At 60.0% G+C, this 17,882-nt stretch carries 15 protein-coding genes; 7 read left to right on the top strand and 8 right to left on the bottom strand.

The genetic code is table 11. The features are described from left to right. The first annotated feature begins 58 nt into the window (after window positions 1–58). Window positions 59–934 carry an NAD(P)-dependent oxidoreductase gene (locus GMO_RS02380; protein ID WP_040507366.1) on the top strand — a complete coding sequence of 292 codons (876 nt, stop codon included), beginning with the start codon at window positions 59–61 and terminating at the stop codon, window positions 932–934. A gap of 68 nt (window positions 935–1,002) precedes the next feature. Then, complete coding sequence (locus GMO_RS02375; protein ID WP_008850660.1) at window positions 1,003–1,614, top strand: superoxide dismutase; 612 nt, start codon at window positions 1,003–1,005, stop codon at window positions 1,612–1,614. A gap of 81 nt (window positions 1,615–1,695) precedes the next feature. Here the strand turns inward: GMO_RS02375 and yajC are convergent, their stop codons facing one another. Next, window positions 1,696–2,040: a preprotein translocase subunit YajC gene (gene yajC / locus GMO_RS02370; protein ID WP_008850658.1), complete on the bottom strand. Its 345-nt coding sequence runs from the start codon at window positions 2,038–2,040 to the stop codon at window positions 1,696–1,698. 115 nt (window positions 2,041–2,155) lie between these two features. Between yajC and GMO_RS02365 the strand changes: the two genes are divergently transcribed. Next, window positions 2,156–3,031, top strand: a complete 876-nt coding sequence (locus GMO_RS02365) for an ATP-binding protein (protein ID WP_175282565.1) — start codon at window positions 2,156–2,158, stop codon at window positions 3,029–3,031. Between the two features lie 66 nt (window positions 3,032–3,097). Here GMO_RS02365 and GMO_RS02360 read toward each other — a convergent pair whose 3' ends face one another. The 3 genes from GMO_RS02360 to GMO_RS02355 all read right to left on the bottom strand — a co-directional run bounded on the left by GMO_RS02360 (window position 3,098) and on the right by GMO_RS02355 (window position 9,222). Next, a complete protein-coding gene (locus GMO_RS02360; RefSeq protein WP_008850657.1) occupies window positions 3,098–5,089 on the bottom strand; it encodes a glycosyltransferase in 1,992 nt (663 codons plus the stop codon). Between the two features lie 23 nt (window positions 5,090–5,112). Next, entirely contained in the window at window positions 5,113–6,402 is a 1,290-nt protein-coding gene (locus tag GMO_RS13495) for a Hint domain-containing protein (protein WP_008850656.1), read from the bottom strand. A gap of 432 nt (window positions 6,403–6,834) precedes the next feature. After that, window positions 6,835–9,222 carry a TonB-dependent receptor gene (locus GMO_RS02355; protein ID WP_040507365.1) on the bottom strand — a complete coding sequence of 796 codons (2,388 nt, stop codon included), beginning with the start codon at window positions 9,220–9,222 and terminating at the stop codon, window positions 6,835–6,837. Window positions 9,223–9,556: 334 nt separating this feature from the next. On the opposite strand from GMO_RS02355, the gene GMO_RS02350 reads away from it, so the two are divergent. Further along, a complete protein-coding gene (locus tag GMO_RS02350; protein ID WP_139064367.1) occupies window positions 9,557–10,621 on the top strand; it encodes an aromatic ring-hydroxylating oxygenase subunit alpha in 1,065 nt (354 codons plus the stop codon). A gap of 1 nt (window position 10,622) precedes the next feature. Then, window positions 10,623–11,651 carry a bifunctional GNAT family N-acetyltransferase/(deoxy)nucleoside triphosphate pyrophosphohydrolase gene (locus GMO_RS02345; RefSeq protein ID WP_008850653.1) on the top strand — a complete coding sequence of 343 codons (1,029 nt, stop codon included), beginning with the start codon at window positions 10,623–10,625 and terminating at the stop codon, window positions 11,649–11,651. A gap of 45 nt (window positions 11,652–11,696) precedes the next feature. Here GMO_RS02345 and GMO_RS02340 read toward each other — a convergent pair whose 3' ends face one another. Further along, on the bottom strand, window positions 11,697–12,587 hold the full coding sequence (locus GMO_RS02340; protein WP_008850652.1) for an SMP-30/gluconolactonase/LRE family protein: 891 nt from the start codon (window positions 12,585–12,587) through the stop codon (window positions 11,697–11,699). A 95-nt stretch (window positions 12,588–12,682) separates the two neighbouring features. Between GMO_RS02340 and GMO_RS02335 the strand changes: the two genes are divergently transcribed. Further along, a complete protein-coding gene (locus tag GMO_RS02335; protein WP_008850651.1) occupies window positions 12,683–13,453 on the top strand; it encodes a competence/damage-inducible protein A in 771 nt (256 codons plus the stop codon). 83 nt (window positions 13,454–13,536) lie between these two features. Here GMO_RS02335 and GMO_RS02330 read toward each other — a convergent pair whose 3' ends face one another. The 3 genes from GMO_RS02330 to GMO_RS02320 are packed head-to-tail and all read right to left on the bottom strand — an operon-like array spanning window position 13,537 to window position 15,894. Continuing rightward, a complete protein-coding gene (locus GMO_RS02330; RefSeq protein WP_008850650.1) occupies window positions 13,537–14,511 on the bottom strand; it encodes an acetyl-CoA carboxylase carboxyltransferase subunit alpha in 975 nt (324 codons plus the stop codon). Between the two features lie 25 nt (window positions 14,512–14,536). Next, window positions 14,537–15,481: a tyrosine recombinase gene (locus GMO_RS02325; RefSeq protein ID WP_008850649.1), complete on the bottom strand. Its 945-nt coding sequence runs from the start codon at window positions 15,479–15,481 to the stop codon at window positions 14,537–14,539. A gap of 20 nt (window positions 15,482–15,501) precedes the next feature. Continuing rightward, on the bottom strand, window positions 15,502–15,894 hold the full coding sequence (locus GMO_RS02320; RefSeq protein WP_040507364.1) for a hypothetical protein: 393 nt from the start codon (window positions 15,892–15,894) through the stop codon (window positions 15,502–15,504). A 62-nt stretch (window positions 15,895–15,956) separates the two neighbouring features. On the opposite strand from GMO_RS02320, the gene aroB reads away from it, so the two are divergent. Beyond that, a complete protein-coding gene (gene aroB, locus GMO_RS02315; RefSeq protein WP_008850647.1) occupies window positions 15,957–17,648 on the top strand; it encodes a 3-dehydroquinate synthase in 1,692 nt (563 codons plus the stop codon). Window positions 17,649–17,882: the final 234 nt, after the last annotated feature.

Genomic DNA, 17,882 nt, shown 5'->3' with positions numbered 1-17,882 from the left:
GAACTCTGGCACCTGTAAGGCGTGACATTACTGAACGCATATGAAGGAGCCAGTTTCCATGAAGGATACGAAAATCGGTTTTATCGGATATGGTGCGATGGCCAGCCGGATGGGCGCAAATCTCAAGAAAGCAGGATATCCCGTCATCGCCTACACGCCTTCCGGCAAAAGCCCTGACGGAACGGACATGCTTCCCTCCCCCAAAGCCCTTGCCGAAGCCTCCGATGTCATCATTTTCTGTGTTCCCAATGATGCCGCGGAAAACCATTCCCTCAACGGCAGCGATGGCGCACTGGCCGGCCTGACGCCCGACAAGCTGGTCCTGGATACATCCACCGTTTCCCCCGAACAGGCAGACGCCTTCGCAAAGATTTCGAAGGATCACGGGTTCGCCCTTCTCGACTCCCCCATGTCCGGCAGCACCCCGGAAGCCGAGAAAGGAGAACTCGTCATGATGGTCGGCGGAGACGCACAGACCGTCGAACGTGCAAAACCGATTCTCGACGTCATCGGCAAACTGACCGTCCATGCCGGACCGCACGGCTCGGCCGCACGTCTGAAACTGGCGGTCAACGGTGTGATGGGCGCGACGCTGAACGTCATCGCCGAAGCGGTGACCTACGGTCTGGCCGCCGGCATTGACCGCGATGTGGTGTTTGATACCCTCCAGCAGGTCGGCGTCGTCAGCCCGCACCACAAGCGCAAGCTCGGCATGGCACAGAAGCGCACATTTTCGTCCCAGTTCCCGACACGCCTGATGTCCAAGGACATGGGACTCCTGATCGATGCGGGACGCAAGGTCGGCGCTTTCATGCCTGCCATGGCAGTATCGGACCAGGCACTGGCTCTCTCCAACCGCCAGCATGCCGATGACGATTATTCGGCGCTGATCGGGGCAATGGAACATAGCGTTGCCAACCTGCCCCATAAATGAGAACGATGGACGGAAGCACCCGTTAGAACGGACGGGTCTTTCGCCTTACCCTGCCAAGGAGTGACATCATGGCTTTTGAACTACCCCCCCTGCCCTACGCGGAAAATGCTCTCGCCGGTGCCGGCATGTGCCAGGAAACGCTGGAACTGCACCATGACAAACACCATCAGGCCTATGTCACGGCCCTGAACGGTTTCGTGGAAAGCAAGCCGGACCTGCTGGGCGGCAAGTCGCTCGAAGAGATCATCGCCCTGTCCTACGGCAAGCCGGACATCGCACCGGTCTTTAACAATGCCGGCCAGCACTGGAACCACATCCTGTTCTGGAAGAACCTTTCCCCGAAAGGCGGCAAGATCCCGGCATCTCTTGAAAAGAAGATCGTCGAGGATTTCGGCTCGGTCGAAGAGTTCAAGAAGCTCTTCAAGCAGGCCGCAGCCACGCAGTTCGGTTCGGGCTGGGCATGGCTCGTGCTCGACAAGTCCGGCAAGCTGGCCGTAACCAAGACGGCCAACGGCTCCAACCCGCTGGCCGAAGGCCAAGGCAAGGCCCTGCTGGGTCTGGACGTGTGGGAACACGCCTACTACCTCGACTTCCGTAACCGCCGCCCGGATTACATCACGAACTATCTGGACAAGCTGGCGAACTACGAGTTTGCAGAAGCCGAACTGAAGTCCGCCTGATCCTTCAGACGGCCTGAAACGGAAAACGCCCCGACCGGTCCTCCGGCGGGGCGTTTTTCATGAACATCGCGTCAACGACGGTCAGGAATCGTTGGCAGGCTTCTCGCGCGGCAGAATTGTCGTGATGGTGCTGCGGACAATCTTCACGCGGACACCCGGCGAGATTTCCACATCGATCTCATTGGCATCATCACGCGTGGCCTGCACGACGCCAACAATACCGCCTGCCGTCACGACCTTGTCGCCGCGACGCAGGGCATTCTGCTCTTCGCGGATCTTGCGCTGGCGCTGCTGCTGCGGACGGATCAGCAGGAAATAGAACACCACGAAGATGAAAATCATCGGGGCGAACTGCAACACCGTCGGGTTGCTCAGCAGACCACCGCCATCGGCGGCCTGCGCGGAAGAAATGAACAGACTGCTCATGAATACGGGTCCAGTCTTGAGTGAAGCTGGCGGGGACCATATCGTCCGGTGGCCTCCCGTCAAGGACGGTGACGTTTTCCTGTCTTTCCCCTTTCTCCCCGCAGGACCGATTCCCATGACCGATCACCCTCTGCTCAGCGTCCTCACACGCATCGCAGACAGCCTCGAGCGCATAAGCCCCAAGCCGCCCGGCGCCGATATTCTCAACCATCATGACGCCTTCATCTGGCAGGCCGCGCTGGGCACGCTGACGCCGGTCGAGAAAGTCTCGGGCGTCCCCCTGAGACTTCTGCGCGGCGTCCAGCGCCAGATGGAACAGGTCATGGCCAATACCCGCCATTTTGCGGAAGGCTACGCCGCCAACAACGTGATGCTGTGGGGCGCGCGCGGGATGGGGAAATCCTCCCTGGTCAAAGCATCGGTCGCCGCAGTGAATGCCGAGCAGCGCGCCCGGAAAGGCGCGACACTGGCTCTGATCGAGATCCAGCGCGACGAACTCTCCACGCTGCCAAAACTTCTGGCCGTCCTGCGCCAGACGAAACGCCGGTGCATCCTGTTCTGTGACGACCTGTCCTTCGAAAGTCAGGACGCCGACTATAAATCCCTCAAATCCGTTCTGGATGGCGGAATTGGCGGCCGGCCGGAAAATGTTCTGGTCTATGCCACCTCCAACCGCCGTCATCTCATGCCGCGCGAAATGATCGAGAACGAGTCCGGCAGCGCGATCAACCCCGCCGAGGCCATCGAGGAGAAAGTCTCCCTCTCCGACCGCTTCGGCCTCTGGATCGGCCTCTACAGCGCCACACAGGATGATTACCTGGCCATCGTGGATGCCTACGCCGACAACCTGAAACTTCCCGTCGACCGGGAAACGCTGCATCGCCGCGCCCTGCAATGGTCCATGAGCCGCGGCAGCCGCTCAGGGCGCGTCGCGTCCCAGTTCATCAACGAACTGAGCGCGGAACTCGGCGTCCATTCGCCCCAGCCCTGAAAAACCGACCAATCTGCGTGGAGCCTGCAAAAAAAAACTGCCAGCGCTCCACGCAGAAACCTCCCCTTACGACAGAGCGGCAATCGCCTCCCGCATGGCCCGCACGACATCCGCCGCACTGTAGTGATCCCGGATAAACGCAACACCTTCGCGCCCATACCCGCCGGCATCATCGGTTTCATGCAGGGCAATGACGGAATCGGCGATCTCATCCGCCGTCTGCCTGACCAGTTTTGCCAGACCGGGCGTCAAAGGGATCCCCTCCGCCGCAACCGGCGTCATGACAACCGGCAGACCATGCCCCAGCATATCCAGCACCTTCCCCTTGATGCCCGCGCCAAACCGCAGGGGCGCCAGACCGACCCGCACATTCGCCAGCGCATCAGCCAGAGCAGGAACATACCCAAGGATCGTGACATTCTCACGCCCGAGACTGCGAAGATGTTCCGGCATGTAAGAGCCTGCGAGATAGCAGGGAATATCCGGCCGCCTCTCATGAATACGCGGCACAATCTCCTGAATCAGCCATATCGCCGCATCATCGTTGGGCAGATGGCCGTAATGCCCCACAAAGATGCAGCCATGTCTGCCTTCAAGACGCGGAGAGACCGGAGGTGTCTGAACGGCCCATGGCACAACAAAAGCAGGCGTCCGGGGAGCCAGCGCCCCAAGCAGGCGCAGTTCTTCCGGAGAATGGGTAATCACTGCGTCCGCCTGGATCGCACATATTCTTTCAAGCGTCTTCATCCGTCTGGCATTGGCCTCGGCAAGAGGGTCATCCAGTTCTTCCGCCTGCCTTTGAAGCCTGACATGGGACAGATCCGCGACCGAAAAAAGAACGCGCGCCTGTTTCTGATACAGGCGAACCAGCCCGATATAGGCGAGAGCGACTTCCACACGATGAAGATAAATCAGACCAAAGCTGTTCGGCTGCCCACGAATGACGGTTTCCACCGTCTCGAACAGCGGAGCATGCAGCGGCTGAATTCCGTCCCGTATCAGCGCGTCAATCCGCGCCTGGTCAGGCCTGCCTTCTCCCATCGCCGTGAAGAAGACCTCATACCCCAGATCCACGAGCGCCCTCATATGCGACAGAATGGCGTTCGAGCCGGCGTCACGGTTCGGATCCGGGTAGCGGGCATCCACAACCAGAGCCCTCATGTTGCTCCGCGAATCAGGGACAGCAGAGCCCTCTTCACACAGGCGCAGCGCCAGTTCACGGTCCACGGCAAGGTCTGTATGGCGGGTCAGATCCCTGTTGGCACACTTCCGCAGCGTTGACGCTGTTTCCAGACAGAGTGCTGCAACGCGCTCCTGTTCCTCCCGTGACCCGACAGCCTGCGCTTCCGCCCGCAGGAAGCAGAGCAGTTCATCATTGAATACCGAAAGCGGCTCCAGAACATGAGGGGAGCCATCCAGTTCCACACCATCCTCACGGATCACCCGGATGACATGCCGCCTGGTCGGCGTCAGCCCCGTCGGCAGGACAATACTGAATCCGAAATGTCCACTCCCTACACCAGCCTTCTCCAGATCAGGACGAAAACGGTTCGCAACGGTTTCCGCCAGAACCTCACCATTATCTATGATCTGGACCAGAAAGGACTTCTCCGGCTGCTGACTGTCCCAGGTCCAGCCCTGGATGCGGCGACGCTCCACGATATCGAGGAAGCCGCTGCCTTCACTCTTTCGGCCGGGCGACACAGCGGCCGGCGCCGTTCCCAGGGTCGGAAACCCGACCCTGTAGGGTGAGCCGGGGAGCTCAGCCTCATCTTCCTCGCGACAGGCACGGATTTTCAGCCGCCTTCCGGCAGGCAATCCTCCCTCGACAATGAAAATGAAACCGTGATGACCAGAACCGCCACCACTTTCCTGAAGATCCGGTCTGTACTGATCAGCGGTTACACTACCCAGTACAATATCATTGCAGTAAAGCCGCAGCCGGACGGGCTGTTCCGACCCGTCACAGGCCCATCCTTTGATCGAGACCCTGTCGACCCGCTCGACGAGGCCTCGAACGGCGGGAAAATCTTTCCCGCCGTCCGTTTTTTCCGACATGCGTTATGCAGACCCTATCGATGTCAGGCGGAAAGCTTTTCCTGATCCGCATTGACCGCGCGCAGGCGACGGCGGATTTCTTCAAGTTCGCGCCCGTCTTCAAGACGCGGAGCACAATAACGAACAGAGGTCATGACCCGGTCGGGATAGAGCGCCTTGTATTCATCCACATTATGGAACATGTGGCGGCTGCCATCATCGACAAAGCTCTCGGTAGGAGCGCCCTCGGCATAGACAGCCTGATGCCCATCCAGTTCGATGTGGAAATACTCCACCACATCACTGTTCTGCCACGAACGGGCGATGGCCGTACCGCACAGAAGAGCTTCCGCAGGGATCAGGACGCCATCAAGAAGCATGGCGTGCTTGGGCGACACAGACAGATCCCGTGTCGGCAGACCGTTTCCAAGAGAACCCTGGCGGAATACGACCGGCATGACATCCGGATTGAGCGCGGCAAACCGCCGTGAATAGCTCCGACGACCGATCCAGCGGACAGGCTCCGCCTTCCCCGAAACCGTCAGGACCAGATCACCGATCTGAAGATCTTCGACAGACCGCTCACCTTCCGATGTGCCGATCATCGTACCACGGCAGAAACAGGCAACCACGAGTTCCGTACCGGCGCCGTTAGTAACGGCTTCCGTGGAAATATATGTCCCGTTTCCATCTTCGTGGTCTGTATATTCTCCGACCAGAGACAGCGTATCTCCATTGCTGAAAGTCAGCGTGGAGGTCCCCAGCAGGCTGCTATAGGAAACGTCCGTCACCGTAGCTGTCGCGCCATTGCTGCTGACAATAATCTTGTCGCCAGCGCCAAAGCCATTGATCGATGCCCCCGACAGAAGCGCAATACCCGCGGAAGATCCCGCCAGGTTCAGCGTACCGCCCCCATCGCCGAAATTGATCGTCAGGCCGCTGGCAACAGAAATGGCGCCGGCGCCACTGAAGGTTCCGCCATTGGTGATATTGACCGTTGTTCCGGTCAGCGCAGAGAGCAGCCCACCAGAAATAGCGATCGTTCCGCCGTCGGCATTAAGATCTGTAACCGTCGCTGCACCCACCGAACTGGCAGTGACTGCAACAACAGTATTGGCATCCGCAGTAACACTATAGGTTGATGCTGCTGTAACAGGCAGGTCCAGAAGCCCTACAAGAGTGATCGTCGCATCAACAGGACTGCCATCCTGCGATTCAACGGTCAGTCCTCCATTTCCGAGAATCCCAAGGACCGCTCCCGGATCAAGAGAATAACTTCCGCTGGATGTCAGAGTGTTTCCGCTTCCGTAAAAAATATTACCTATCTGACTCATGATTAGAGCTCCTGGCACTTCCGCGCCCTGAATGTGGTTATTAAATGTTAACACCCATGTGTTTATGAGAAACAAACAGTAGCTTGATCCTCATTGACTCCATCGTTATTTCTTCTCTTCTAGGCTCCGAATCGTTTTCTCTCACAGAATGGTATCATAGACTCTTTAATTACAGAAAGGATTCTTATGAAACTCCCATTTTGATTAGGGGTATACATAGTTATTTTTACGTTAATATCCGTTAACACTAATTTTGATTTGTCTCAAAAATGGCACTTTTCCGCCATCAGTTCTTCAAATTTGCCAATGTGAAAAAATAACGGAGTCCATAAAAAAAGCCCTTCCAGTAAGGAAGGGCCAAGCCAGAAACCGGTCGTGGAAGCTGTTTCAAACAGGCAGCTTTCCCCAGACTGTTTTTACGTATTGCTACATTCAGAAAGAGGCGCTTACCGTCCCGAAAAACTCCCTTACGGCGCCACGCTCCATGGACTGGTAATCGCCTGCCGCGGGATTATCATTCTCGCCCATCATGGAAATGTACTTGTTATTAAACAGGTTATAGACATTGAAGCTCGCCGTGACGTCCTTCAGCACGCTCAGCTTGCCAAACCGGTATTCAATGCCCGTATTGGCAAGCCAATATCCCGCCACGGATGTATCATTCATGAAGCTGTAATAGCGGCGGCCGAAATAGTTCGCATCGAAATGCGCCGTCATGCCTTTCCAGCTATAGGCAATGGATGTCTTGTACATCCAGGCGGGATAATTGACGATGTTCTTGCCCGCGAGCGCATAGTAACCACCAACCGTATCCACATTCCGGTCGTAGGTTCCCTTGTTGTAGCTCAGCGTATTGGTGAAGCTCACCCCCTGTACCGGCGTCAGGGTGATCGCACCGTTCGCACCCGTCATGGAAATATGTCCGAAATCGATCACCTGCGAGACCGGGTTCGTCAGGGACCCCACGGCCGCCGCAAGGATCGGATGGATCAGGCTGGCATGATAAACTGTCGCATTCGCCTGAAGCAGCTTCGAACTATAGCGGTATCCACCCAGATAGACCCAGGCCTTCGAAGGTTCGAGAGCCTTTTTCTGGGCCTGGAAGGTCGCCTGATCCTGCACGGAATAGATGGAGTTCGCCACACCATAGGCCGAGACCTCATAGGCGCGCATGTTTTCCGCCACATCCACATAGACTTCATGATGCGAATTGATGTGCCAGTCGAGATTGATATGCGGCAGGAAAGCCTGTGAAGCCGTCAGGGTACCATTCGGCAGGGCATCCGCCCCCGTCCAGTCGGAATTGTTGTAGTTCGCACCACCGGCCGTCGTGGCAACCATGGACTTGAAACCGGCATGAAGGGTCAGGTTCGGCAGAAGCCGGATGCTGTCCTGAAGGTGGAACTGCATGACATTGGTCGTCCACTGGAAGTTGTACCCTTCCAGAAAGGCAGGACCATACACATCATAAGGACCAACGGCCTTAAGCGGCGCACCATGCCCGAGCAGAGGCTCCTGATAGTTGAAAAGACCTGCCTGCTGGTTGTTGTTCTCGTACCAGACGCCCCCTTCGAAGGTATGACGCCCCCATTTGTACCGCAGACTGGTATCAATACCGTAACGCTCCTGCCGGTTCTGCCAGACTTCCTCGGAAAACGGCGCACCATTCGGAGACGGATCTTCTGAATCCGTATAGCTATAATATCCGGTCTGGCTGTGACCATAAATGGTGGTATTCCAGGTCAGATTGTCAGTCAGCGCCAGATCGAAGTGCAGACCGCCCATGTAATTGGTCTCGGCCTGCCCGCCATCATACATCGCGATATCGGAACCATCGATCCCCGGCACGCTGCCATAACCGGCAGGAACGGCCGCCGTACCATTCGCAATCCCGTAGGCCAGGGCATAATTCGGATAGAGATGGGGCGTGCGCCAGCCATCATGTTGCAGGATGCCAACAGACGTATCCGGATAATTCCACTGCGCAAGGCTGGACCAGTTGAAGAACGCGGACATGCGGCTGCGCTCATTGATGGGCTGCACGAGCTTGGCGTCCACCTGCTGCATGAACTGGTCGCCCCCACCCATCCACATGCCCTCATCGGTGCGGGCATAGGACGTATAGAACTTGGTGCCGGTGCTGTTCAGCTTGCCGGAATCCAGCCGGACATAGGTCCGGTAGGAACTGTAACTCCCGAAGGACTGGCTGACCTTGCCGCCACGCTGGTCATTCGGATCGGAAGAGCCGATCTGGATCGTCCCGCCCAGCGTGTTCGTCGAAGGCAGCTCGACAGACCCCGCGCCCTGCGACATGCGCACGGACTGGATGTCGTCCGGAATGATGGCGGACGCTAGGCTCATACCGCTGACGGACTGATAGGTCTGGTCGTTCAGGGGCACACCGTCCACCGTCACGCCAAGCTGATCCATGAAGAAGCCGCGGACATAGAGATTGGCGCCGAAACTGTCGATGCCGAACGGATCTGTGGAACTGAAACTGACGCCCGGCGTACGATCCAGCATCTTGTAGGCGCTGGTTCCCGGAACATACTGCCGCATCACGGCACGGGACACGGCCTGTTCCGCATCACGCCCCGTCAGTTGCCGCGCCGTAACAGAAAGTGTCTCTCCCGAACGCGCCTCGACAGTCTTCGTCGGATGAGGGCGCCGGGCTTTCGCCGCACCCGCCTGCGGATGTGCGGACGTGGAAACAGGCGCAGCCGGCCGGCCTGTATCGTCGGAAGGGGCAGCGGCGGCAAAAGCCACGTGACGAAAGGCAAACAGTGCGATGGAAGAGACAAGCAGGGATTTTGTTCGCACCGAAAGCGACACTCCAGAACAGGGATTCAGACTTGGATTTCCGTGGGGAAGCGGTGTCCTAGAACATGCCGCCCGTCAAAGAAAAGCGCCACCGTCGGAAGATGATGTTTTCATGACGTCCCACCGGAGTTTTTTTACCTTATGTTGCCGGAAAGACGCGCTTTTTCTGATCAACGGATAACGCTTTCTGTTCTATGTCATTGCCTGTTAGGGTTCGCTGCCTCAAACACGCTTGAACATGCGGTTTTATAGTCGGATCAGGATGCCAATGTCGCAGACCATCGTAACTTCTTCTGTCATCGCCCCCGACGCGGCTGATTCGGTTGATTCAGTCATGGAAGCGCCAGCGACCACTTCCAGCACAGATCTGCGGCGCGTCCGCTCCAACCCCGATTACTGGTATCCTGTCGCATGGTCGCGCGAACTCAAACGGGGCAAAACCATCGGGACACGCTATGCCGGTCAGCCCATCGCTCTCGTGCGCCCGATGGACGGGAAGGTTTTCGCGCTGGAAGACCGCTGCGCCCACCGGCAGGTCCCCCTCAGCCTCGGCAAGGTCAGCGGGGAGGCAGTCCAGTGCTGCTATCATGGCTGGGCCTACGGACGGTCAGGCCGCTGCATCGACGTGCCCTATCTCGGCAAGGGCAAACTTCCCAACGGCGTCCGGACCTATCCCTGCCGCGAACAGGACGGCCTGATCTTCATTTTCCCCGGCGACCCCGCGAAGGCTGACAGCGTTCCGTTCCCGAAACTCGGCTCTGTGGCCGACCCGGCCTACAAGACCCGCCGCTTCGGAGAGAAGGTCAACTGCCACTACAGCTTCATGCATGAGAACCTGATGGACATGAACCATCAGTTCATGCACTCCAAGCAGATGGGCCAGATGAAGCCCCGCTTCCTGGGCGGCCGCGACGAACCCCTTCTGGTGGAAGCCCGCTACAGCTTCGCCCGCACAGGCGGAAAACAGCCCTGGGGCGAAACGTTCATTTTCGGGGAACGTCGCGACGCCAGCGAAAAATACGCCCACAAGGACGTCATGACGATCCGTACGGAATATCCGTACCAGACCCTCAGGATCGCAACGGGGGACGAACCACCCGTCATGGATCTCTGGATCGTCTATGTCCCGCAGGATGCAGACGAAAAAACCTGCCGCGTCTTCGGCCTGCTCTCCATCCGCCGCCCGAAACTACGCGCGGTTCTGGATCTGGCATGGCCCTTCCTCGTCGCGTTTACGGAACGGATCTTCAGGGAAGACCGCGACATCGTGGAACTGGAACAGGCGGCTTGGCAGGAACTGGGCGGAGACCACAACCAGGAAGTCTTTCCCGTAATCAACATGCTGCGGCGTCTGCTGGTCCGCGGCGGCATCCCCATGGATCAGGGCAAACCAACCTGACATGACACCCGACCTGAAAGCAGGGGAGTTTCTGCTCCGCCCCCTGCATCCGGATGACGCGCCCGCCCTGCACCGCCTGGTCAATGACTGGAGCGTGGTCCGGATGCTCAGCCGGCTCCCCTTCCCCTACCCGCGCCCGCTGGCAGAGCAGTGGATCGCCTCCACGCGTGACAGCAGCCTGCATGGATCAGCCCATCATTTCGCGATCACGAAAGAGGGCAAACTGCTTGGCGCGGTCGGGGTCGTCCTGTCGGATGATCGCCGGTCAGGGTCGCTGGGGTACTGGCTGGCCTCCGCACACTGGGGTCAGGGCGTAACAACACAGGTCGCCGGGCGCGTCATGGACTGGGCGCTGACCGTCCTAAAACTGGAAAAGCTGACCGCGGACGTAGCCGAGGACAACCCGGCCTCCGCTTCGGTCCTCAGAAAGCTTGGCTTCCAGCAGACCGGATCGTCCCGCCGCCGCTTCGTCTCCCGGGGGCATGACTGTCCGGTCGTCCTCTACGAACTGACGCGCAAAGCCTTCATGGAACAGCCCGACACTGCCCCGCAGGACCTTCCCCTCCCGCCAACAGCAGACCCCTCACCATCACCGGCCCCAGTCCCACCCCCCCCGCCACAGCCCAGACCCCGTACCCTGCTGGTCGTGGCAGGCGCCCTGCTGGATGCGGAAGGCCGCATCCTTCTTGCCAAGCGCCCTGAAGGCAAGCGGCTGGCCGGCCTATGGGAATTTCCCGGCGGAAAGGTGGAACGCGACGAAACACCCGAACAGGCCCTCCTCCGCGAAATGAAGGAGGAACTCGGCGTGGACCTCACAGGCGCCTGCCTGGCCCCGTTCACATTCGTCAGCGAAAACGCGGGACCGTTTCACCTGCTGATGCCCCTGTACGTCATCCGCCGCTGGCGTGGTGCGCCCGTCCCGCGTGAGGGGCAGGAACTCGCCTGGGTTCCGGCGTCAGACCTCGGAACCTATCCCATGCCAGACCCCGACCTTCCCCTGATCCCGCTTCTGCAGGACCTTCTGGGCTAACCCTTCAGGAACAGGACCAGCCCGGGGAAGATCACATCCCGGATCTCAGTCCGTCATGCGGAACAGGCGCTGCGGAATGCCCGGAACATCCGTGCGGAACGCAAACAGGGAGCCAGCATGCGGTTCCTTTTTCAGCACATCTTCTGACAGCCCCTTGCGCGCCGTCGTCACGAAAACCGTTTTCCAGTCCTCCCCCCCGAACGCCACCTTCGTCACGTTCGAGACAGGCATCGGAATGGACGGCAGTTCGCTTCCATCCGGACGGAAGCGGCTGATGCGTCCGCCACCCCACGTGCCGGCCCAGATGTTCCCGTCCCGATCCGTCACCACACCGTCGGGATAACCGTTCTCAAGCCGCGCAAAGACACGCTCTCCGCTCAGCGTGCCGTCTTCCCCGACATCAAAGGCATAGATCGTCTGTTCCGGGCTGTCACAGACATACAGGACAGTCCCGTCCGGAGAGACGGCAGGACCGTTGGAAACGGTATAACCCTCATCATGCCGTGCAACGCGCAGACCGTCCTTCGTATGGATGACCCGATAGATCGAGCCACTCGGTTCCTTTTCGTTATCATCCATGGTGCCGAACCACGCATTGCCCTGCGGGTCCACACATCCGTCATTGAGCCGGTTATGTGGATAGTCAGGTTCGATCACCGCATCCTCGGAAAACGTTCCTGTCTGCGGGTCAAAACGATGCAGCCCTTTCGGCAGCCCCGCCAGGAACGTCCCTTTCGTCGTGGGCAGAAGGAAAGCCACGCGGTCCGGAGCGTCCCAGGTCTTCAGTGCACCGCTGGACGGCGTAAAGCGATGAACCTTCGCCGCCGCAATATCAACGAAATAAAGAGACTGCTCCGCCTCGGCCCAGACCGGCCCCTCTCCCAGCATTGCCCTGAGGTCAAGAATGCATTCCGGCTGGTTATGCTTGAAGCTCATAAGCGTTCCTGTTCCACAAAAGATCAAAAGGGTTTGCTCTCGACAACGTCCGGCAAGGCGTTACGTTCGGGGAGAAGACTATCAGGAGCGTGCCCATGCTTCAAAAAACCGCCTGCTTCCTGGTCATCGGCAACGAGATCCTCTCGGGCCGGACACAGGACGCCAATACACGGGTTCTGGCCCGTGCCCTCAATGCGCAGGGGATCAGACTGCTGGAAGTCAGGGTCATTCCCGACATCCCGGACCGCATCATCAATACGGTCAATGAGTGCCGCAAAGCGTTCGACATCGTGTTCACGTCCGGCGGCATCGGACCCACCCATGATGACATCACGGCCGACTGCATCGCCCGTGCCTTCGGTGTCCCGCTCGTCCGGCACGAGGAGAGCTATCAGGCCATGGAAGCCGTGATGGGCCGGGAAAAATTCAACGCCGCCCGCCAGCGCATGGCAGATCTCCCCGAAGGCGCCACACCGATCCTCAGCGCCCTGTCAGCCGCTCCGGGCTTCACGATCGGCAATGTGCATGTCATGGCGGGCGTGCCATCCATTTTCGCATCCATGGTGGAATGGCTTGTCCCGCAGTTTGAAAAAAGCGCCCCCCTGGCTTCCGCCAGCTGGCACGCCGCCGGACTGAAGGAAGGCGATTTCGCCGAGGACCTGCGCCTGCTCCAGACGCGCTTCCCGACGATTGACCTCGGCTCCTACCCCTATCAGCTTTCGGACGGAACAAAAGGCGTGGCCCTTGTCGCCAAGGGCTATGACGCTGAAACCGTCCGCACGGCCGATACGGCATTGCACGATCTCATCATGGCCCACGGCAAAGAGCCCATGAAAGGAGAAGCGGATCTGGACAGGGCTGTCTGATCATTGCTCCTGACCGAAACAGAAAAAGCCGCCCCGGTTGCCCGGAGCGGCTTTTTTTCGCGGAACAGGACCGAACCTGTCCCTCAGTCCAGGGCAGTCCGGGTCATGGCCAGGAATTTATCCCGACGCTTCTGCACCAGCGCCGCACCCGTCAGATCCTGAAGGGCCGCCAGTTCCTCGGCAATGACCTTCCCGACGCTGCGGATCGCATCTTCCGGCACGCGCTGCGCACCCCCGACCGGCTCAGGAATGATCTGATCGATCAGACCCAGCTTCTGAAGATCCTGCGCCGTCAGTTTGAGCGCTTCCGCCGCGGCCGGTGCCAGTTTCGGATCACGCCAGAGAATGGAGGCCGCCGCTTCCGGCGAAATGACGGAATAGATCGAGTTTTCCAGCATCAGCACACGGTCAGCGGCGCCAATGGCGATCGCACCGCCAGACCCGCCCTCTCCGATCACCGTGGCGATCACGGGCACAGGGGCCTGAAGGAAGACATCGATGGACCGGGCAATGGCCTGGGCCTGCCCGCGCGCTTCCGCATCAATTCCGGGCCAGGCGCCCGCCGTATCGATGAAGCTCAGAACCGGTAGGCCGAAACGACCCGCCATCTCCACGAGACGCTGCGCCTTCCGGTACCCTTCCGGACGCGCCATCCCGAAATTATGCTTCAGCCGGCTTTCCGTGTCGTGGCCACGCTCCGTCCCAATCACGACAACCGGCTCCCCGCGGAACCGTGCCAGACCACCGATCATCGCCTCGTCATCCCCGAACGCACGGTCACCCGCAAGCGGTGTGAACTCCGTCGTCAGGGCCTCAACGTAATCCACCGCCTTGGGACGCTGGGCATGACGCGCCACCTGCACTTTCTGCAGGGGCGTCAGCTTGGCGTAGGTGGTCCGAAGAAGCTTGTCTGCCTTCTCGGACAGACGGGCAATCTCGTCATCGATGTTGATGCCGCTGGTGCCGGAATCGTTTTCCTGGCTGCCCATCTGGCGGAGTTCGTCGATCTTGGTCTCGAGTTCGGCGACCGACTTCTCGAAATCTAGGAATTGGCGCATGGCTGCCCGATAGCACGACGTCGCATCAGGAAACAGCCCCCGCGACAACCGGACGTTCCCCCGGCCCGCTTTCCTGTGCCAGCGCCAGCGGATGATGCGCCGCCACGACTTGTCGCAGGCGCTCGGCCATGACCTGCGTGTATATCTGGGTCGTAGCGATATCGGCATGACCCAGCAGCATCTGCAAAGCCCGCAGATCAGCCCCGCGGGCCAGAAGATGGCTGGCGAAAGAATGACGCAGCACATGCGGACTGACCCGTTCCGGGTCAACGCCAGCCTTCAGCGCGCAGGCCAGCAGGATCTTGTCAAACCCCTGCCGCGTCAGGGGCTTCTGCGGATTGCGTCCCGGAAACAGATACGGACTTCCCAGCCCCCGGTCCCAGTGGACCAGATCCTCCGCCGCCTGCCGCGCGGCCTGCGACAGCGGCACAAGACGCTCCCGCCCGCCCTTTCCGCGCACCAGAAGCATCGGGCCCTTCACCTGCACGCACGTGGCCGGCAGAGAGAGCAGCTCGGAGATACGGAGTCCCGTCGTGTACAAAAGCTCCAGCGCCGCGCGCGACACCAGATCCCGGCGCTCATCCTCATGTCCCCGCGTCCCCTCCTCCAGCAGAAGGCGGATTTCCTGCTCATCCAGAGGCCGCGGCAGGGAAGACGGAATTTTGGGCGCCTCCTGACGGTCGGTCGGATCATCCGGGCGAATCGATTCCAGCATCAGGAACCGGTAGAACTGCTTCAGACAGGACAACCGTCTTGCCGATGTCCGCGCCGCCCGGCCCGCCTGGGACAGGGACGCCAGATAAGACCGGACATGCTCGCCCTGCGCCTCCTCCAGCGGAACAGGCGCACAGTGGCGCCCGAAATCCTCAAGATCGGACGCATAGGCCTGCCGCGTCCTGGCCGCCGCCCCGCGTTCCGCCGCAAGCATTTCAAGAAACGCCTCGACATGCCGGTTCATGACCGCGGCCATGGACGCCCTACCCCGTCAGATCAGCGCGCGGGAGCGGAAGCCGGCATGGACTGCATGGGCGCCGCTTTTGGTGCAGGCATGGTCGGCAGCGGCGTGGAGGCAGACGGCGACGACGCAGGCGCGGCGGACGCCGGGACCGGAGCAGAACCCGGCTTTGCCGCCGGAGCCGCGGGAAGAGCCGGAGCCGTCGCGGCCTGCGGCACGGGCGGCATGGAAGGCAGGGCCGCTTCCTGCGCGCTTCCACCAGAGGCGAACAGGGACGCCGGCAGATCCTTGTGGACCGTCGTCTGCGCAGGCGGGGTTCCCATAGCCCCAAGGCGAAGCAGTCCCACGCCCAGAACCAGAACGAGAGCAACGGCGATACCGCCTCCAACCACTGGAAGCCGGGACGAGGAAAGATCGAATCTGGGCATTGTTACGTAATCTCAAAGATGCGGAGAGGACGGATTTTGTCTCGTATGATAGGTAGCAGAGCATGTCACGCCTGCCACCCTCTCCCGACCCCTTTTCCGCTTTCCCTCTGATGGTTGACGGTGCGCCGTCCCGGACCATCGTACTGATTGGCATGATGGGCGTGGGAAAAACCACGATCGGCCGCCGCCTCGCGCAGTTCTACGGCCTCCCCTTCGTGGACGCCGACAGCGAGATCGAACGCGCGGCCGGCTGTTCGATTCCCGAAATTTTTGCCCGCCACGGTGAAGCCTCCTTCCGCGACGGCGAGCGCCGCGTCATCCAGCGCCTTCTGGACGGGCCACCTTGCCTTCTGGCCACCGGGGGCGGCGCGTGGATGGACGCCCAGACCCGGCATATCGTCCGGCAGCAGGCCGTATCCATCTGGCTGAAAGCGCCCGTGCACGTCCTGCTGAAACGCGTCAGCAGCCGGGGCGGACGTCCTCTCCTCGCACAGGGCGATCCGGAGCAGATCATGACAGGGCTGGTAGGCGCCCGGTACCCCCTCTATGCCGAAGCGGACATCATCATCGATTGCGGAGACGAAACCGTGGAACAGGGTGTGCGACGCGTTCATGAAGCACTGACCGAATACCATCAGCCGGAAAAGGTTCCGGTCATCCTGGCCAGTCACCAGTACGACGTGCTGATCGGCCCCGACCTCATTTCCCGTGCCGGCGCCTGGCTGGCACCCCATCTGGCCCAGAAGCGGGTTGTCGTCATCACGGATGATACGGTCGCCGCCCTGCACCTGCCACGGCTGCTCCAGTCCTTCAGCGAGACAGGCATACGGACGGACGTGATTTCGGTTTCCCCCGGAGAGGAAAGCAAGTCCCTCGCCACGTATGGCGACGTGATGAACCAGATCCTCTCTCTCGGCATCGAACGCAAAACCACGATCGTAGCCCTCGGCGGCGGCGTCGTCGGCGATCTCGCCGGTTTCATTGCCGCCACGGTGCTTCGGGGCGTTCCGTTCATCCAGCTTCCGACCACCCTGCTTTCGCAGGTGGACAGTTCCGTCGGCGGCAAGACCGGCATCAACGCCCCGGCCGGCAAGAACCTGATCGGTGCCTTCCATCAGCCCGTAGCCGTCCTCGCCGACAGTTCCGCGCTCGCCACCCTTCCGCGCCGCCAGCGCATGGCCGGCTATGCCGAGATCCTGAAAGCGGGCCTGATCGCGGACCGCACCCTGTTCGAATGGTGCGAAAAACACGGCGCGGACGTCCTAGACGGCGATCCGGCCGCCCTGACGGAAGCCGTCCGGCGCGCCTGCGCATTCAAGGCCGCCGTCGTGGCCGCAGACGAGCGTGAACAGGCCAGCCAGAACGGACGCGCCCTGCTGAATCTGGGACATACCTTCGGCCACGCCCTCGAGGCGGAACTGGGATATGACGGCCGCCTGCTGCATGGGGAAGCTGTGTCCATCGGGTTACATCTGGCGATGGCCCTGTCCGTCATGCTCAGTCACGCACCAAAAGAAGACCTCGAGCGTCTGGATTTGCATTTGCGAACACTTGGTATGCCCACCAGTTTTGACTGGTTCAGGGAATCGTTCTCTGCGCAAACACTTCTCGACCACATGACTCGAGACAAGAAAATGCAGAATGGAAGAGTTTCGTTTATTCTTCTGCACGGTATTGGTTCGGCCTTTACCACCCGTGATGTTTCCCCCGAAATCCTCCGCAAGCTGCTGATAAACGAGGGCTGCCGTCCGTGAAGAAAGTTAAACTTCGGTCACACCGCCGGTAAGATCCTGTTTTTCAATCCTTTTTGCATAGCAGAAATCCTCCGGGCGCTATGGCGCCGGAAGATACGTTAAGCTATGGCAACAGAGACGCGAGGCGTAGATCGTAAATCAGGCGGAATGGAATGTGTCTTTTATGTCACTCCCTCGCCTCGAGTAGGTCAGGATACCCTTCGATGGCTTTGTTCGAGGGAACTCCACGATCTA

It is taken from the genome of Gluconobacter morbifer G707, assembly GCF_000234355.1.
Classification (GTDB): Bacteria; Pseudomonadota; Alphaproteobacteria; order Acetobacterales; family Acetobacteraceae; genus Gluconobacter; species Gluconobacter morbifer.
The sequence above is the reverse complement of the archived record's forward strand: the minus strand, read 5'-3'. Positions and strand labels throughout refer to the sequence as shown.

Bases quoted from the DNA above. Each gene is read 5' to 3' on its own strand.
- GMO_RS02340 (WP_008850652.1), bottom strand. From the start codon at position 12,587: ATGAGCTTCAAGCATAACCAGCCGGAATGCATTCTTGACCTCAGGGCA.
- GMO_RS02320 (WP_040507364.1), bottom strand. From the start codon at position 15,894: ATGCCCAGATTCGATCTTTCCTCGTCCCGGCTTCCAGTGGTTGGAGGC.
- GMO_RS02365 (WP_175282565.1), top strand. From the start codon at position 2,156: ATGACCGATCACCCTCTGCTCAGCGTCCTCACACGCATCGCAGACAGC.
- yajC (WP_008850658.1), bottom strand. From the start codon at position 2,040: ATGAGCAGTCTGTTCATTTCTTCCGCGCAGGCCGCCGATGGCGGTGGT.
- GMO_RS02360 (WP_008850657.1), bottom strand. From the start codon at position 5,089: ATGTCGGAAAAAACGGACGGCGGGAAAGATTTTCCCGCCGTTCGAGGC.
- GMO_RS02350 (WP_139064367.1), top strand. From the start codon at position 9,557: ATGGAAGCGCCAGCGACCACTTCCAGCACAGATCTGCGGCGCGTCCGC.
- GMO_RS02380 (WP_040507366.1), top strand. From the start codon at position 59: ATGAAGGATACGAAAATCGGTTTTATCGGATATGGTGCGATGGCCAGC.
- GMO_RS02375 (WP_008850660.1), top strand. From the start codon at position 1,003: ATGGCTTTTGAACTACCCCCCCTGCCCTACGCGGAAAATGCTCTCGCC.
- GMO_RS02345 (WP_008850653.1), top strand. From the start codon at position 10,623: ATGACACCCGACCTGAAAGCAGGGGAGTTTCTGCTCCGCCCCCTGCAT.
- GMO_RS13495 (WP_008850656.1), bottom strand. From the start codon at position 6,402: ATGAGTCAGATAGGTAATATTTTTTACGGAAGCGGAAACACTCTGACA.
- aroB (WP_008850647.1), top strand. From the start codon at position 15,957: ATGTCACGCCTGCCACCCTCTCCCGACCCCTTTTCCGCTTTCCCTCTG.
- GMO_RS02330 (WP_008850650.1), bottom strand. From the start codon at position 14,511: ATGCGCCAATTCCTAGATTTCGAGAAGTCGGTCGCCGAACTCGAGACC.
- GMO_RS02325 (WP_008850649.1), bottom strand. From the start codon at position 15,481: ATGGCCGCGGTCATGAACCGGCATGTCGAGGCGTTTCTTGAAATGCTT.
- GMO_RS02335 (WP_008850651.1), top strand. From the start codon at position 12,683: ATGCTTCAAAAAACCGCCTGCTTCCTGGTCATCGGCAACGAGATCCTC.